Annotated in this window: 16 protein-coding genes and 1 riboswitch; of the genes, 10 read left to right on the top strand and 6 right to left on the bottom strand. The window is 60.0% G+C overall.

The genetic code is table 11. The annotated features are described in order from the left end of the window. Nucleotides 1-44: 44 nt before the first annotated feature. The 5 genes from HDC32_RS18400 (at nt 45) to HDC32_RS18420 (ending at nt 5,032) form a co-directional block, all read left to right on the top strand. The gene (locus tag HDC32_RS18400; protein ID WP_131697456.1) at nt 45-1,040 is read left to right on the top strand and encodes an ArsR/SmtB family transcription factor; all 996 of its coding nucleotides are present in this window, start codon (nt 45-47) and stop codon (nt 1,038-1,040) included. Nucleotides 1,041-1,059: 19 nt separating this feature from the next. Continuing rightward, a complete protein-coding gene (gene metK / locus HDC32_RS18405; RefSeq protein WP_053128075.1) occupies nt 1,060-2,250 on the top strand; it encodes a methionine adenosyltransferase in 1,191 nt (396 codons plus the stop codon). A gap of 209 nt (nt 2,251-2,459) precedes the next feature. Then, nucleotides 2,460-2,810 (top strand): DUF1090 family protein, encoded by a 351-nt coding sequence (locus HDC32_RS18410; protein WP_131697458.1) that lies wholly within the window; start codon nt 2,460-2,462, stop codon nt 2,808-2,810. Nucleotides 2,811-2,905: 95 nt separating this feature from the next. Continuing rightward, nucleotides 2,906-4,570, top strand: coding sequence for an NAD-dependent DNA ligase LigB (gene ligB, locus HDC32_RS18415; protein ID WP_184745067.1), 1,665 nt, complete (start codon nt 2,906-2,908; stop codon nt 4,568-4,570). Between the two features lie 66 nt (nt 4,571-4,636). Continuing rightward, nucleotides 4,637-5,032: a DUF1090 domain-containing protein gene (locus HDC32_RS18420; RefSeq protein WP_131697460.1), complete on the top strand. Its 396-nt coding sequence runs from the start codon at nt 4,637-4,639 to the stop codon at nt 5,030-5,032. Between the two features lie 6 nt (nt 5,033-5,038). On the opposite strand, the gene HDC32_RS18425 is transcribed toward HDC32_RS18420, so the two are convergent. Then, entirely contained in the window at nt 5,039-5,488 is a 450-nt protein-coding gene (locus HDC32_RS18425) for a cytochrome c (protein WP_131697461.1), read from the bottom strand. Between the two features lie 128 nt (nt 5,489-5,616). On the opposite strand from HDC32_RS18425, the gene HDC32_RS18430 reads away from it, so the two are divergent. After that, nucleotides 5,617-6,801 (top strand): murein transglycosylase A, encoded by a 1,185-nt coding sequence (locus HDC32_RS18430; protein WP_131697462.1) that lies wholly within the window; start codon nt 5,617-5,619, stop codon nt 6,799-6,801. A 128-nt stretch (nt 6,802-6,929) separates the two neighbouring features. Here the strand turns inward: HDC32_RS18430 and HDC32_RS18435 are convergent, their stop codons facing one another. After that, nucleotides 6,930-7,316 (bottom strand): MAPEG family protein, encoded by a 387-nt coding sequence (locus tag HDC32_RS18435; protein WP_131697463.1) that lies wholly within the window; start codon nt 7,314-7,316, stop codon nt 6,930-6,932. A 194-nt stretch (nt 7,317-7,510) separates the two neighbouring features. Here HDC32_RS18435 and HDC32_RS18440 point away from each other — a divergent pair, with 194 nt between their 5' ends. Next, complete coding sequence (locus HDC32_RS18440; RefSeq protein ID WP_184745069.1) at nt 7,511-8,746, top strand: sodium:proton antiporter; 1,236 nt, start codon at nt 7,511-7,513, stop codon at nt 8,744-8,746. 25 nt (nt 8,747-8,771) lie between these two features. Here HDC32_RS18440 and HDC32_RS18445 read toward each other — a convergent pair whose 3' ends face one another. After that, nucleotides 8,772-9,653, bottom strand: coding sequence for a LysR family transcriptional regulator (locus tag HDC32_RS18445; protein WP_184745071.1), 882 nt, complete (start codon nt 9,651-9,653; stop codon nt 8,772-8,774). Between the two features lie 93 nt (nt 9,654-9,746). On the opposite strand from HDC32_RS18445, the gene HDC32_RS18450 reads away from it, so the two are divergent. Together HDC32_RS18450 and HDC32_RS18455 are read left to right on the top strand one after the other, a co-directional pair. After that, the gene (locus HDC32_RS18450; protein WP_184745073.1) at nt 9,747-10,160 is read left to right on the top strand and encodes a VOC family protein; all 414 of its coding nucleotides are present in this window, start codon (nt 9,747-9,749) and stop codon (nt 10,158-10,160) included. A gap of 34 nt (nt 10,161-10,194) precedes the next feature. Beyond that, entirely contained in the window at nt 10,195-11,484 is a 1,290-nt protein-coding gene (locus HDC32_RS18455) for a cation:dicarboxylate symporter family transporter (protein ID WP_260403634.1), read from the top strand. A 55-nt stretch (nt 11,485-11,539) separates the two neighbouring features. Here the strand turns inward: HDC32_RS18455 and HDC32_RS18460 are convergent, their stop codons facing one another. The 3 genes from HDC32_RS18460 to HDC32_RS18470 form a co-directional block, all read right to left on the bottom strand. After that, nucleotides 11,540-12,430 carry a formate/nitrite transporter family protein gene (locus HDC32_RS18460; RefSeq protein ID WP_131697467.1) on the bottom strand — a complete coding sequence of 297 codons (891 nt, stop codon included), beginning with the start codon at nt 12,428-12,430 and terminating at the stop codon, nt 11,540-11,542. Between the two features lie 71 nt (nt 12,431-12,501). Continuing rightward, the gene (locus tag HDC32_RS18465) at nt 12,502-14,433 is read right to left on the bottom strand and encodes a patatin-like phospholipase family protein (protein WP_184745074.1); all 1,932 of its coding nucleotides are present in this window, start codon (nt 14,431-14,433) and stop codon (nt 12,502-12,504) included. Between the two features lie 103 nt (nt 14,434-14,536). Beyond that, nucleotides 14,537-14,941 (bottom strand): acyl-CoA thioesterase, encoded by a 405-nt coding sequence (locus HDC32_RS18470; RefSeq protein ID WP_167656778.1) that lies wholly within the window; start codon nt 14,939-14,941, stop codon nt 14,537-14,539. 199 nt (nt 14,942-15,140) lie between these two features. Beyond that, nucleotides 15,141-15,247: riboswitch (S-adenosyl-L-homocysteine riboswitch) on the top strand. A 21-nt stretch (nt 15,248-15,268) separates the two neighbouring features. Here HDC32_RS18470 and ahcY point away from each other — a divergent pair. Beyond that, the gene (gene ahcY / locus HDC32_RS18475) at nt 15,269-16,678 is read left to right on the top strand and encodes an adenosylhomocysteinase (RefSeq protein ID WP_053128057.1); all 1,410 of its coding nucleotides are present in this window, start codon (nt 15,269-15,271) and stop codon (nt 16,676-16,678) included. Nucleotides 16,679-16,815 lie beyond the last annotated feature (137 nt).

Consider the following 16,815-nt stretch of genomic DNA (forward strand, 5'->3'; position numbering starts at 1 on the left):
TTGGCCTTGCGAGGATACCCACCCGTCACTAGACTGCTGGTCTTATGAACCTACCCGTGCCCACCCTGCGTCCTGACGACGGCGAAGACCTGGCAGCCTTGTGCAAGGCCGCTGGCGACCCATTGCGTCTGAACGTACTGCGCGCACTGACCAACGATTCATTCGGCGTGCTGGAACTGGCACAGATCTTCGCCATCGGCCAGTCCGGCATGAGCCACCATCTGAAGGTGCTGTCCCAGGCCGACCTGGTCGCCACCCGCCGCGAAGGCAATGCGATTTTCTACCGCCGCGCCCTGCCCCACACCGACCTGCTCGGCGGCAAGCTGCACGCCGCCTTACTTGAGGAAGTGGACAGCCTGAGCCTGCCAAATGACGTGCAGTCACGCATCGGCCAGGTCCACGGGCAACGGGCCGCCGCGAGCCAGGACTTTTTCGCACGGGTTGCCGACAAATTTCGCGCCCAACAGGACCTGATCGCAGGCCTGACCCAATACCGCGACAGCGTACTGGCGCTGCTGGACAAGCTGAGCTTCAGTGAAGGGGCCACGGCACTGGAAGTTGGGCCTGGGGATGGCGGTTTCCTGCCGGAACTGGCGCGCCGCTTTCAGCAAGTCACGGCGCTGGACAACAGCCCGGCGATGCTCGAACTGGCGCGCCAGCTCTGTGAGCGCGAGGCGTTGGGCAATGTCAGCCTGCAGTTGGCTGATGCTCTGAGCAGCACAACGATCAAGGCCGATTGCGTGGTGCTGAACATGGTCCTGCACCATTTCGCTGCCCCCGCCGACGCCTTAAAGCAAATGGCCGGGTTGCTGCAACCCGGCGGTAGCCTGTTGGTTACGGATTTATGCAGCCACAACCAGAATTGGGCCAGGGAGGCCTGCGGTGATCTCTGGTTGGGTTTTGAACAGGACGATCTGGCCCGTTGGGCCACCGCTGCGGGACTCGTTCCCGGGGAAAGCCTCTATGTAGGTTTACGTAATGGTTTCCAGATCCAGGTCCGCCACTTTCAGCGACCGACTGGCGACACTCACCATCGGTAAATATCAGGAAAACATCGAGATGAGCGAATACTCCCTTTTCACCTCCGAGTCCGTGTCTGAAGGGCATCCGGACAAAATCGCCGACCAGATTTCTGATGCGGTGCTGGACGCCATCATTGCTGAAGACAAGTTCGCCCGTGTGGCGTGCGAGACTCTGGTGAAAACCGGTGTAGCGATCATCGCTGGCGAAGTGACCACTACCGCCTGGGTTGACCTGGAGCAGATCGTCCGTGATGTGATCACCGACATTGGCTACAACAGCTCCGACGTCGGCTTCGACGGCGCGACCTGCGGCGTGATGAACATCATCGGCAAGCAGTCGCCCGACATCAACCAGGGCGTCGACCGTGCCAAGCCGGAAGACCAGGGCGCCGGCGACCAAGGCCTGATGTTCGGCTACGCCAGCAACGAAACCGAGGTGCTGATGCCGGCACCGATCACCTTCTCGCACCAGCTGGTGCAGCGTCAGGCCGAAGCGCGTAAATCCGGCCTGCTGCCTTGGCTGCGCCCGGATGCCAAGTCCCAGGTGACCTGCCGCTACGAAGGCGGAAAAGTGGTCGGTATCGACGCCGTTGTACTGTCGACCCAGCACAACCCGGACGTTTCCTACGCCGACCTGCGCGAAGGCGTAATGGAGCTGATCGTCAAGCACGTGCTGCCGGCCGAACTGCTGAGCAAGGACACCCAGTTCCACATCAATCCCACCGGCCAGTTCATCATTGGCGGCCCGGTAGGTGACTGCGGCCTGACCGGTCGCAAGATCATCGTCGACAGCTACGGCGGCATGGCCCGTCACGGCGGTGGCGCGTTCTCCGGTAAAGACCCATCCAAGGTTGACCGTTCGGCCGCTTATGCCGGTCGCTACGTGGCCAAGAACATCGTAGCTGCCGGCCTCGCCGAGCGTTGCGAGATTCAGGTGTCCTACGCCATCGGCGTGGCCCAGCCTACGTCGATCTCGCTGAATACCTTCGGCACCGGCAAGATCAGCGATGACAAGATCGTCAAGCTGGTGCGCGAGATCTTCGACCTGCGCCCTTACGCGATCACCACCATGCTCGACCTGCTGCACCCGATGTACCAGGAAACCGCAGCCTACGGCCACTTCGGTCGTACCCCTGCGCAGAAGACCGTCGGTGACGACACCTTCACCACCTTCACCTGGGAAAAAACCGACCGCGCCAACGACCTGCGCACTGCCGCCGGCCTGTAAACGCTCACGGTACATAAAGCCTCGCCGGGTTTGCCCGGCGGGGCTTTTTTATTGCGGGACTCTCTTCACATTTTTTGGATCCAATGCTTGCAGGCGAAATAATGGCCCTCTAGAATCCGCGCCCTCTCGGGCCTCTACCTTATTTGGATATTGCCCTGCGCCAGCCCGGGATTCATAAGTGCGCAGGCAATCGAACATTGAGGTTTTTCATGCGCATCTCCCCGCTCGCCCCTGCCGCCCTTCTGATCAGCCTGTTCGCCCTGTCGGCCCACGCCGCCGACCTGAGCGCACTGAGTGGCGCCCTGGGCTCCCAGTTGGGTGTCAGCAACGCTGGCGACTGCCAAAAGCAATCCGCAGACCTGCAAACCAAGATCGATGCGGCCGAAGCCAGCAACGACAGCTTGAAAGTGAAGGCCTTCAAAGCGGCGCAAGACCAGATCAACAAAGGTTGTGACAAACTCTCTGAAGCCCAGGCCAAAGCCGACGCCAAGCAGCAAACCCAGGAAGCCAAGGCTGATAAGCCTGATGCCGTGAAAGCACTGGGCGGTCTGTTCAAGTAAGCCGAAACACCCGGTAAAAAGCCCCGCATCGTCGGGGCTTTTTTGTGGGTGAAGGGATCATTTAGGCTGGGCGCCCCTTTCGAGCAAGGATGCTCATGATGCGTTTATTGATTGCTCTTCTACTCAGCGCTCTACCCTTTTCGGCCTGGGCTGAAAACTGCCCCGATGAGGCCCGGACCCAGGTCGACACCCTGGCCGAACAAATCCGCCTGTGGGACGACAGTTACCACCGCCTCGGCCAATCCCACGTCAGCGATGAACTCTACGACCAGGCCCTCCAGCGCCTGACCCATTGGCGCCAGTGCTTCTCACAAGCCACCACCCAATCTGACAACCCACTGGCCAGCGCCCGGGGCACCTTGCCGCATCCGGTCGCCCATACAGGCCTGAAAAAACTGCTGGATGAACAAGCCGTCGGCGCCTGGCTGAACACACGACAAGACGTGTGGATTCAACCCAAGGTCGACGGCGTGGCGGTGACCCTGGTGTATCGCCAGGGCCAATTGAAGCAGTTGATCAGCCGAGGCGATGGCGCACTCGGCCAGGACTGGTCAGCCTCCGCGCGCAAGATCCCCGCCATTGTCCAGCAACTGCCGGAACCCATCGATCTGGTGCTGCAAGGCGAGCTCTACTGGCGCCTTGACGAGCATGTGCAATCGGCTCGTGGCGGGCTCAACACGCGCAGCAAGGTGGCTGGAATGATGAACCGCCGGCAGTTGAGCGACACCGACGCCGCCGGCATCGGCCTGTTTGTCTGGGCCTGGCCGAACGGCCCCGCTGCCTTTGCCGAACGCCTGGCCACCCTGGCACGCTGGGGGTTCACCGACAGCCAGCGCTATAGCCAGCCAGTCCAGAACATCGCCGAAGCCGGGCACTGGCGCACTTATTGGTACAACCACCCACTGCCCTTCGCCAGCGACGGGGTGGTGCTGCACCAGGCATTACGCGCACCTGCCGAGCGCTGGCAGGTCAGCGCGCCTTATTGGGCGGTCGCCTGGAAGTACCCCGCCTCCAAAGCCCTGGCTCTGGTGCGCCAGGTGCAGTTCAAGATCGGCCGCACCGGACGCATCACCCCCATTCTGGAACTGGAGCCTGTGCGCCTGGACGACCGCCGGATCAGCCGGGTCAACGCTGGCTCCTTGAAGCGCTGGCAGGCCTTGGATATTCGCCCGGGCGACCAAGTGTCCGTGAGCCTGGCGGGCCAAGTGATCCCTCGGCTGGACCAAGTGATCCTGCGCAATACCACCAGGGTCGAGCTGCCAGTGCCCGATCCTCGGGACTTTCACGCGTTGAGTTGCTGGCAGCTGGACCCCGGCTGCGAAGAACAGCTGCTCGCACGCCTTACCTGGCTGAGCGGCAACCAGGGCCTGGCATTGCCGCACATAGGCCGCGAGACGTGGAACATATTGATCCAGGCCGGTCTAATCGCAGGCTTTCTCGATTGGTTAACCCTGGATGCGGCAGAGCTTGCTAACATTGATGGCTTCGGTGAGCGCAGCCGCACGCGGCTGCTCCACAGCCTTCACAGCGCTCGGCAACGCCCCTTTGCACAATGGCTCAAGGCCTTGGGTGTACCGCCTGCGGCACGTAACAACCTGGAAGGCGACTGGCAGACGCTGGTCGCCAGAGACACCCAGGCCTGGCTGGCCATTGATGGCATCGGCCCGGGCCGCGCGGCGCAACTGAGCGCTTTTTTTCGCGACCCACACGTACAGACCCTGGCTGAAACATTACGCGTGGCCGGAATAGACGGTTTTTGAACCCAACCCAGCCACCTTTGAATCACAGCAGAATTCACCCTGCTATTTGCGCACCTGGAGCTCCACATGAAATTCCTCGCCCCTTTCGCCCTGTTGACCGTCGCAAGCTTCATGGCCACGCCACTGCTGGCCGCCGAAGAAGCCACCCCACTCACCGGCTGTGCCGCCAAACGCCAGGCCATCAGCACCCAGATCGAACAGGCCAAGGCCCACGGCAACAGCGACCAGCAAGCCGGCCTGGAAAAAGCCCTGAGCGAAGTCACCGCCAACTGCACGGATGCCTCCTTGAGGAAGGAGCGCGAAAACAAGGTACTCGACGCCAAGCACGAGGTCAGCCGCCGTCAGGCCGACCTCGACAAGGCGATGAAAAAAGGCGACGCGGACAAGATCAACAAGCGTAAGGACAAACTCGCCGAGTCACGCAAGGAACTGCAGGACGCCGTGGAAGAACTCGACCAGTAAAACCGGTCAGTGATCCCGAAATTGTTTATGGCAGGCACTGCAGGCATCTTCGACTTTCTGTACGGCAGGCGTAAGGTTGCTGGCCTTGTAGGGCTGCACCTGGCTGGCGATCACCAACTCACCGGTGGCCGCTTCCAGGTCGCGAGCCAGTTGCTGAAACTGCGCCTGCTTTTGCCACACGTCGTCCTTGGCACTGGTGTGATCCTCTTCGCGTACGCTCGGAAAGTGTTTCCACGGTTCATGGGACAGCGCATCGAGCTTGACCGCGCCTTCGGCGAATTTCGCGCCATCGAAGGGGATGCGCCCACGCAGCATGCCGCCCAGGTCTTCGCCGGTCTTGAGCATCTGCTTGAAGATCGCCTTACGCTGGCCCAGGGGCGAATTCGGGTCGACACCGCCGCAGGCGGACAGCGTCAGGCAGGCCAACAGCACAAGTGTAATTTTTTTAAAAGTCATGGTGGCTCAGGGTCACGGGAAACGGCGGCCAGTATCCTCGCCCCGCCCGTAAAGACCAATAGCCCTATTAATAATAAGGATTGCCCACAGGCGCTGCGGCGCAGGCAATCGCTTCAGGAACTGATTGCATGAATTTCACATTGAAACACTGGAGCCGCCGCCTGGCGTGGGCTCTGCCGATAATTGCACTGCTGGCAGGCTGTGACGCGGGCAAAGACGCCGGCAAAGATGAAACTGTTAAACCCCACGCCGTGGCCACCTACGTGAATGCCCCTTGGGAGGCTTTGCCGAGCGTGTCCGACTCCGACTTGCTGGCCGGTTTTGAATCCTGGCGCAGCGCCTGCCAACGCCTCAAGGCAGACCCGGTATGGGGCGCGACCTGTGCCGCAGCAGCCAGCGTGCCCGGCGATGCCGTAGCGGTGCGCGGGTTTCTCAAAGAGCGCCTGGATGTGTTCGGCCTGCGTTCGGCTGATAACACCCCCAACGGCTTGATCACCGGCTACTACGAACCGGTCTACCCCGGCAGCCTGACCAAGACCGCCACCGCCCATGTTCCCGTGTATGGCGTGCCGGACGACCTGATCATCGTCAATCTGGAAAGCATCTACCCGGAACTCAAGGGCAAGCGCCTGCGCGGTCGCCTTGAAGGCCGTGTGCTCAAGCCCTATGACGATGCCAGCGCGATCAACGGCCAAGGCTCCACCGCCAAGCCGATTGCCTGGCTGACCAACCCGATGGACCTGCAATTTCTGCAGATCCAGGGCTCGGGCCGCATTCAACTCAAGGACGGGCGCCAGCTGCGCGTCGGTTATGGCGACCAAAACGGCTACCCCTACCGCCCTATCGGCCGTTGGCTGGTGGAGCAAGGCGAGTTGAAGAAAGAAGACGTGACCATGGGCGCCATCAGCGCTTGGGCCAAGGCGCACCCGGAACGCATCCCGGAACTGCTGGCGAGCAACCCCAGCTACGTGTTTTTCAGCGCACGCCCCGACAGTAATGAAGGTCCACGCGGTTCGCTGAATGTGCCGTTGACGGCCGGTTACAGCGTGGCGGTGGATCGCAAGGTGATTCCGCTGGGCAGCCTGTTGTGGCTGTCGACTACCAAGCCCGACGGCTCGCCATTGGCACGCCCCGTCGCCGCGCAGGACACCGGCGGTGCAATCACCGGTGAAGTGCGCGCGGATTTGTTCTGGGGCACGGGTGATGCTGCCGGAGAGTTGGCGGGAAACATGAAGCAGCAAGGGCAGATCTGGATGCTGTGGCCCAAGGGCGCGGCATTGCCGCAGGTGCCGGATGCACCTACCGGAACCTGACATTCGCCGAAAACACCCCGTAGGAGCGAGCTTGCTCGCGAAAAACGTCAACGATAACGCAGCGCTTTCTGGCAGCCCGCGTCGTCTGTTCATTCTTCGCGAGCAAGCTCGCTCCTACATAAATCGGGTCAGATCGAGACGAAGAAGAAACTCGCAATCAACGCCATGCCCACCGCCCACACCAGCGAACGCAACATCGCCCAGTCGGCCAGGTAGCAAATGATGTACAGCAGGCGGCTGGTGATAAACAGCACGGCCAGCACATTGATGGTCACCAGTTCGGCCGTGCCGGCCAAATGGGCGATAATCACCGCCGCCGCAAACGCTGGCGTCACTTCAAAGCTGTTGAGCTGCGCACTGTGGGCCCGCTTGGCAAACCCGTCGAGTGTATCCAGGAAAGCACGCGGGTCGTGGTTCTGTCGTGGCCCGAACTTGCCGCCACTGAACTTGGCCACCCCCGTACACAGGTAAGGCAGAAAAATCGCGATCAACACACACCAGAAAGCAGCCGTCATCACTCATTCCTTTTGTAGTTTTATAAAGCGATTAGAGTTCTAGCACTAAAAACCCAATATCGCACCTAACCGCTATGAGCCGCGCGACACCGAAAGGTTCTACCGCACTTTCGCCCAAGACCTTGCAACCTCAAGCCGCCACTGCGGTCCATCCCCCCACTAACACTCCACCACCCACCGTCCAAGGACCCCGGATGCTTGAACTTGTCGCCGCCTTCATTTGCCTCACCACCCTGCTCACCTACGTGAACTTCCGTTTTATCGGCTTGCCGCCCACCATCGGTGTCATGGTCACGGCCCTGCTGTTTTCCCTGATCCTGCAAGGCCTGAGCCTGCTCGGCTACCCAGGCCTGGAGGAGCGCATCCAGCAACTGATCGGCCAGATCGACTTCGGCGACCTGCTGATGAACTGGATGCTGTCATTCCTGCTGTTCGCGGGCGCCTTGCACGTCAACTTGAACGACCTGCGCAGCTACCGCTGGCCCATCGGCCTGCTGGCAACCTTCGGCGTGTTGATCGCCACCGTGGTGATCGGCAGCCTGGCCTATTACATCTTCGCCCTGTTTGGCTGGCACGTGAGCTTCCTTTACTGCCTGCTGTTCGGCGCACTGATCTCGCCCACCGACCCCATTGCGGTGCTGGGCGTGCTGCGAACCGCCAATGCGTCGAAACCGCTGAAGACCACGATTGTGGGCGAGAGCCTGTTCAACGACGGCACGGCGGTGGTGGTGTTTACCGTATTGCTGGGTATCGCGCAGTTGGGCGAGACGCCGACCGTGGGCGCCACGGCCATGCTGTTCGCCCATGAGGCAATTGGCGGCGTGGTCTTCGGCGGGCTGATCGGCTACTTGGTGTACCTGATGATCAAGAGCATCGAACAGCACCAGATCGAAGTGATGCTGACCCTCGCCCTGGTGATCGGCGGCTCGGCGATGGCCACCGAACTGCACGTCTCCGCACCGATCGCGATGGTGGTGGCGGGGCTGATCATCGGCAACCTGGGGCGCAAGCTGGCGATGAACGACATGACCCGGCGCTACCTGGACGGCTTCTGGGAACTGCTCGATGACATGCTCAACGCGCTGCTCTTTGCGCTGATCGGCATGGAGCTGCTGCTGTTGCCGTTCAACTGGCTGCACGTGTTCGCGGCCAGTTTGCTGGCAGTGGCGATGCTGCTGTCTCGCCTACTGACCGTGGCCCCGGCGATCCTGTTGCTGCGCCGCTGGCGCACGGTGCCGCGCGGCACCATCCGTATCCTGACCTGGGGCGGTTTGCGCGGCGGGGTTTCAGTGGCACTGGCGCTGGCCCTGCCACTGGGTCCGGAGCGCGATCTGCTGCTGAGCATCACCTACATCGTGGTGCTGTCGTCGATCCTGGTGCAGGGCTTGACCATTGGCCGAGTCGTAAAGCGCATAGCCGAGCCCCAGTGAAGCTGTGAGCAATTACGTCGCTACATCACACGTTGCCTAAGGGCGCACTGCGATTGCCCAGGTGTTCAAGCAAGTGCCGCATCGCCAGTGGGCGCCGCGGCGTCGAGCTATGCATGACGACCAGATCCCGCGCATAGCGCGGCGCGTCGTCGACCGGCAAGACACACAGGCCATTGCGAGACATCCCTGCCCACTGCGGCACCAGTGATACACCCATGCCTTGGGCGACCAGTATGACGATGGTTTCCAAGGCATCCAGCTCACACAACACCTGCGGATCAAAGGACTGTTCATCGAGAAAACGCTGGGCAATCTGCCCACCCCACGAACGAGCGTCATAGCGGATGAATGGCCGCTCGCGCAGCAATGCTTCTAACGTTTGCGTGCCAAACCCAGCGGGGGCAATCAGTATCAGAGGTTCAGCCCGCAACAAGGTCGTCGCCAAAGCCTTGGGTGGCTGAAAGGGTGGCCTGACAAGAATCGCCGCGTCCAGCTCCTGGGCCAGCAATCTCTCATAGAGGCTTCTGGAGTCACCCGGTGTGATCTTCAGTCTCAGCCCTGGTGCCGAAAGCGCCAGTCGCTCAATCGCCCCCGGCAAGACCCCGGTCAATGCCGTCGAAATGGCACCGATCTTGATCTCTCCCGATAAGCCATCTTGGCTCAGGTCCTCCTGCAACTCGCGCGCCTGTTCAATGACCGCATGAATTTTTGGCAGCAACAGCAGGCACTGGTCTGAGGGCCATGCGGCATGCGCAGTGCGCATAAGCAGCGTGCACCCCAGTGTTCGCTCAAGCGTCTTGACCCGTTGGCTGATCGCCGCTGCGGTACGGTTTTCACGTCGCGCGGCCGCAGCAATGGAGCCGGTTTCAATGACGGCGACCAGACTTCTCAGGAATCGAACATCCATAAGTTTTCCTTTCGCTCAGACCAAGGCGAACCCGTTTTACCCGGGTACACGACCTGTTTAATTTGAGGGTTCTCCCACACAGAGATGCCCCCCATGAACAGACCTTTCCACGCTGCATATCATGTTTATGACCTAAATCAGGCGCGCATTTTTTATCGAGATGTTTTGGGCTGCACGGAAGGCCGTAGCAGCGAGACCTGGATCGACTTCGATTTTTTCGGGAACCAGCTTTCACTGCACTTGGGCACGCCGTTTCCCACCACACGTACCGGGCTGGTCGGTGAGCATCATGTCCTGATGCCGCATCTCGGCGTGGTGTTACCGCTTGAGGAATGGCTGACGCTTGCCGAACGCCTTACCCACCTGGGTACATGTTTCGAGATTCCGCCAGTGATCCGATTCGCTGGCGAGCCAGGCGAGCAACGCACGATGTTTTTTCTTGACCCCAGCGGCAACCCCATCGAGGTGAAAGGGTTCAAGGACTTCGCCGCGCTGTTCGCTCAATAAATCCCTGAAATCTACAACAATAAGGGGCACCTACATGACCACCAAAAAACCAACCAGCCTTGTGACTCGCATCATGATCGGTCTGGCCGCCGGGATAATCGTCGGCATCCTTCTCAACCAGTTTCCCGAACACAAGACGTGGTTCATTGACAATCTGCTGCAACCGGCAGGCGACTTGTTTATCAAGCTGATGAAGATGATCGTCGTACCTTTGGTCTTTGCTTGCATGACCGTCGGCATTGCCGGGATGGGAAATCCTGCCGCCTTGGGACGCGTTGGCGTGAAGACCTTCGTTTACTTCTTCACGATCACCAGTATTGCAATCGTCTTTGGTCTGATCGTTGGAAACGTCGTCGAGCCCGGCTCAGGTGCCGAATTTGGCAGTACGTTGCAGACGCCAGTAACAGAACTGGCCGCCAACGGCAAAACGCAGAATCTGGGGCAAACGCTATTGGCGATCGTGCCGGATAACATCGTCTTGGCCATGTCGCAGGGCAAGCTGCTCTCCGTGCTGTTTTTCGCCATCCTGTTCGGCTGCGCCTTGTCTATGCTGCCCGAGCAGCGCAAGGCCCCCCTGATCAGTGTGATGCAGGGCATCTCCGACACCATGTTCAAAGTCACCCATCTGGTCATGCATTACTCGCCGATCGGCATTTTCGGGCTGATCGCAGTTACCGTCGCCAGCTTTGGCCTCAGTGCCTTGCTGCCGCTGGCCAAACTGATCGGCACAACTTATGTCGCAGTGCTGTTATTTGCATTGTGCGTATTGGGCGCAGTTGCACGATTGGCGGGGGTCGGCTTTTTCCACTTGGTGCAAGAGATACGCAGTGAATTGTTGCTGGCCTACAGCAGCGCCGCGTCAGCAACAGTAATGCCTCAATTGATCGAAAAAATGGAGCGCTACGGTGCTCCGCGCCCTATTACCAGCATGGTTATCCCGCTGGGCTACTCGTTCAACCTGGATGGCGCATCGCTTTTTGCTGCGTTGGGCACGTTGTTCATCGCCCAGGCATATGGCATCGACCTGAGTCTGGCGGATCAGGGGATGCTGGTATTGATCATGGTGTTGACGTCAAAGGGCGCGGCGGGCGTGCCGGGTTTCATGTTTATCATCCTTACCGCGACCTTGACTGCGGCGGGTCTGCCCGTGGAAGGAGTGGCGATCATTGCAGGCGTGTATCGCCTGATGGATATGCCGGTCACAGCGTTGAATGTGCTGGGCAACGCGCTGGCGCCATTGGTGATTGCCCGGTGGGAAGGTCAACTGAAGGCACCTGACCGCACAATTGCCGCCGATTCTGCCAGCACGTCGCTCAAAGCCTGAAAGTCCTGATCCAGGTGCCTCGCAAAGAACGCGTTTGAGTCTTTGCGGGGCAATATCAGGCCTTTTTCTTACTCTGAGAAAGCTGCCCCCGTGCGCCGGAGTGAGTTGCAGAAGGTGCCTTGGTTTCGCTACGAATCTGCGCATGGCTGATCAGCGCAAAGATGAAGCTGCCACCGATGATGTTGCCGGCCAGTGTGGGGCCGGCAAACACGAGCCAGAAGTCTTTCCACGGCAGCTCACCGGCAAACACCAGGTATGACACTTCCGCCGAACCCACCACGATATGGGTGAAATCCCCCAGGGCCATCAGGTAGGTGATCAGAATGATGATCCACATCTTGGCGCTTTCCATCGAAGGGATCATCCACACCATGGTGGCGATCATCCAGCCGGAGACGATGCCCTTGGCGAACATCTGGCCGGCGTCGTTTTCCATGATCTTGCGCCCGATGTCCAGGAAGGCCATGTCGGTCTTGGTGTCGAAGATCGGCAGGTGCAGCATCACATACGCCACCAACAGCGTGCCGCACAGGTTGCCCACCAGTACCACACTCCAGAGCCTTATCAGCCGCCCGGCATTGGCCAGTGTAGGCTTGCTCATCACCGGCAACACGGCGGTCAGGGTGTTTTCGGTGAACAGTTGCTGACGCGCCAGGATCACCGCGAGGAAGCCTGCGCAGTAGCCGAAGCTGGCGATCACCTTGAACGCTTCGCCGTCCGGCAGGCGTGAATTGAGCAGCCCCATGGCCATCAACGACAGGCCCATGGTCAAGCCTGCGGCCAGGGCCGACCACCACAAGGCGGCGACGCTGCGCTCCAACTCCTGGTCGCCCTGGGTACGGATGATTTCGTGGAGCACCGCGGCGCGGGGTGGCTGGTTCTTGTCCACGTCCTGTTGCTCTTCCTGCGACAGGTTGGGGGTCTTGCCGTCTTCGTGGGTAGCCATGATGTTCCAGAGTCCGAGGGGTGCCTGTAGCTACGACATGCTGGCGCGGTAGCTGTTCAGTGACCAGACAACTAAACCGGCATGCGCCAAGCCTTGGCCATCTCCACAGTGGTGGAACTGGAAGGCGTGCTCCAGGGTTTGTTGCGCGCCTGGTATTTTTCGCTGAGGTCATCGAGCACACGGTTGAACGCGAGTGGCGAAGTGGCCTCGGCCAAGTCTCGGGCTGCGCGCTGTAACAGTTCAACATTCGACGCCGGCTGGCCTGGTCGGAACAACGATGGGTAGATGACCTCCCGCGTAAAGCTCTCGGCACTCACCGCGATATCGCGCCGCTTCATTTCAGCGACAGCGCAGGTCATGACCCTGGAAGAGGGTGAAGCATCACCGGCCCCCCGTTTGGCAGCCACTTGCAGCAACGCCTGGAAATTATGCTGGTCAGGGTCATTCAAGCGCCGTCCCAACCATTCGATTTTCTCGGGACTGCGGGCAAGTGCATCCAGATTACGAACTGCCGACGACAGCTTCGGTGTGAACAGCAAGCTATCATGGGACTTCTCGACCGCAGCAATCGCACGGTCCAGGGCGTGCAACACCTGCTTCGCTTCTTCTCGAAACATCAGCACACTGGTAGCGGCCGTGTCTTTCTGCAATGCCGGCTGCACACTGGCCAGTGTTTTATCATCCATCGCCAGCACCGCTTCATCCAGCGTACCGAACGAGTGAGACTCACGCGTCGTGGCACGACGCTGCAGATGCCCCTCCACCGCTTCACGCGCCCTCTCCTGCAGGTGCTGCTTGTACTCATCCTTCATGGTGAAGTTGACCGTACCGTTGAGCAGGCCGCGAAAATCGCCTTTTTCCGTATTAAGTGGCAACGCCAGCGTCTGGTCGGCAAATGCTTCGAGCCTTTTATCCTGGTAAGCCTCGGCGGCCGAGTGGGGTGTTCCCGTGATGCAGTCGACCAGGCTGCTGAAAAAACCGCCACGTTGGGCTGGCGCCCCGACGGGGTCTGACTCGAACTTGATGATCAGCGACTCAGACTTGCTCAGGGGGCTCTCGGAAAACAAACGGTCCACCACGCCTGACGCTGGTGTATTGAGCAGCAGGCCACCGTCCTGAAAGGCCGTGGTTTCAGATGCCATCTGGAAGCCATGCCCTTGTTCCACAGGACTTTTGAACAGTACGGGCAACGAACCCGAAATACGCGCGGCGCGGGCGACATCCATGTCCGGAGTCAAACTGCTGTTGAACACTACCAACTGTGGGCGCCCACCAAACATGCCAGTACCCGTGATATTGAGTTGCTTGACCGCTGGAATATTGCGACTTAACACCTCAAGGTCGGCAAACGTGGGCGCGCCACCTGCACTGAGCTTGTCAGCAATGCACATGACTTCGGCGGGACGGGTTTCTCTGGGAGTGTCGGCAATATGACCAAGAAGCGCCTTGCGCGACTCGTCGCGGATCATTTCCTCCAGCGGAACGGCAGCGGTTTTCAGACGTGGCAGCAGGGTCATCAGCAACTGGGAAATGTTGCCGGCCAGGCCCGGCAAGCGCCCCACATGCTTGCCAAGCGTCGAACTGGCTTCCTGCAACCAGGCCGTCACAGGGTCTTTGCTGTTCAGCAGACTGGGCAGATTGATGTTGTCCGACAGCCCATCGAATGCTGCCGCCCCCATGCCACTGGCAACCAAAGCTGCGGAAATCGCGCCGGCGGAGGAACCGGAGATCACCCGAATGCCTTCCAGTGTCCCTGCGTCTTCAAGTGCCTGCACGCCTCCCGAGAAAGCGACGCCCTTGGCCCCACCACCACTGAGCACCAAATGCGTGACGGGCGGCGGCGATAACACCACCTCCACCCGCCCTTGAGGATCGCGAAGGAGGGTCAGATTGCGCTCGCCGCCACTGTCCACCAACAACGTCTTCGCCGTGTGATCGGCGCTGACTCCGGCATTTCCATGCAAATGAGACTGAACAGGAGTGACCGGATTGAGCACTTTCATGCACTGACTCTCTCTGCGGGGGTGTAATCCTGAGTGACGAGAGAGCCTGGAAAAGATCCACCCGGAACAACCTGGCAACAGAAATCAAACCGGTGGCATGTAATTATTCGCGAATGTCATCTTCCTGGAACTGGTCCTTTACATACTTGATCTCGGTACGGCCGTGGGGCGCGGGCAAGCCGTCTTCGCCGAGGTTGACGAAGACCATCTTCTCTACAGTCAGGATGCTTTTACGGGTGATCTTGTTGCGCACTTCACAGGTGAGGGTGATGGAGGTGCGGCCAAATTCGGTGGCAGTGATCCCGAGTTCGATGATGTCGCCCTGTCGCGAGGCGCTGACAAAGTTGATTTCGGAAATGTATTTGGTCACCACGCGCTGGTTGCCCAGTTGGACGATGGCGTAGATGGCCGCTTCTTCGTCGATCCAGCGCAGCAGGCTGCCGCCGAACAGGGTGCCGTTGGGGTTGAGGTCTTCAGGTTTTACCCATTTGCGGGTGTGGAAGTTCATGGTCACTCCAAAGCGTCTTGCCAAATGATGGGCAACATCATGGCAGAGCCTGCCCCCAAGCTCTATGCGCCGTTGCCTATCAACCCCATGCGCGATCTGCATGCCGCCGACAGAAAGGCTTGGGAAGTATCGCGTACACGGCTATAATCGCCACCGCTTCAAAACGGTCATCTTCAGTTGATACCGTTTCTCCCGCCACCTGTCCGAGGGGCGCTGCAGCAGGTTCAACCTGTCAGGCTCGGATGGGGCGTTGTCCGGCCTGGTTGCCCTGGCCTGATACTAAACGCACAACGGCGCCCATTCGCACACTACGAATGGAGGCTCTTCATGAGCGCTGTAATTACGCCTGCAGATTTCAACGACTACAAAGTCGCCGACATGTCCCTCGCCGCCTGGGGCCGTCGCGAAACCTTTATCGCCGAATCCGAAATGCCAGCCTTGATGGGCCTGCGTCGCAAGTACGCCGCCGAGCAACCGCTCAAGGGCGCTAAGATCCTCGGCTGCATCCACATGACCATCCAGACTGCCGTACTGATCGAAACCCTGGTGGCCCTGGGCGCCGAAGTGCGTTGGTCGTCCTGCAACATCTTCTCGACTCAAGACCAGGCCGCTGCCGCCATCGCCGCCGCCGGTATCCCGGTATTCGCCTGGAAAGGCGAGACCGAAGAAGAGTACGAGTGGTGCCTGGAGCAAACCATCCTGAAAGATGGCGCGCCTTGGGATGCCAACATGATCCTCGACGACGGCGGCGACCTGACCGAGCTGCTGCACAAGAAGTACCCGCAGATCCTCGACCGCGTCCACGGCGTGACCGAAGAGACCACCACCGGCGTGCACCGCCTGCTGGACATGCTGGCCAAGGGCGAGCTGAAAATCCCGGCCATCAACGTCAACGACTCCGTGACCAAGAGCAAGAACGACAACAAGTACGGCTGCCGTCACAGCCTGAACGATGCCATCAAGCGCGGCACCGACCACCTGCTGTCGGGCAAGCAAGCCCTGGTGATCGGCTACGGCGACGTGGGCAAGGGTTCGTCCCAGTCCCTGCGCCAGGAAGGCATGATCGTTAAAGTCTCCGAAGTCGACCCGATCTGCGCCATGCAAGCCTGCATGGACGGTTTCGAAGTGGTTTCGCCGTTCATCGATGGCGTCAATGACGGCACCGAAGCAAGCATCGACAAGGCCCTGCTGGGCAAGATCGACCTGATCGTGACCACCACCGGTAACGTCAACGTCTGCGATGCCAATATGCTCAAGGCCCTGAAAAAGCGTGCCGTGGTGTGCAACATCGGTCACTTCGACAACGAGATCGACACCGCTTTCATGCGCAAGAACTGGGCGTGGGAAGAAGTGAAGCCGCAGGTACACAAGGTTCACCGTACCGGCGCTGGCGCTTTCGACCCACAGAACGACGACTACCTGATCCTGCTGGCTGAAGGCCGCCTGGTTAACCTGGGCAACGCTACAGGCCACCCAAGCCGCATCATGGACGGCTCGTTCGCCAATCAGGTACTGGCCCAGATCTTCCTGTTCGGCCAGAAATACGCCGACCTGTCGCCAGCCCAGAAAGCCGAGCGCCTGACCGTGGAAGTACTACCGAAGAAACTCGACGAAGAAGTGGCCCTGGAAATGGTCCGCGGCTTCGGCGGCGTGGTGACTCAGCTGACCAAGACCCAGGCCGACTACATCGGCGTGACCGTCGAAGGTCCGTTCAAGCCGCACGCTTATCGCTACTAAGTAATCAGCCCAACCTGCTCTACCTGTAGGAGCGAGCCTGCTCGCGAAAAACTCAAGGACACCGCGTACATCCTGTTTCTACGCGTTATCGTTGACGTTCTTCGCGAGCAAGCTCGCGCCTACAGTGCAGATGGGTT

The sequence above is a fragment of the Pseudomonas sp. JAI120 genome, assembly GCF_014207255.1.
Lineage (GTDB): Bacteria > Pseudomonadota > Gammaproteobacteria > Pseudomonadales > Pseudomonadaceae > Aquipseudomonas.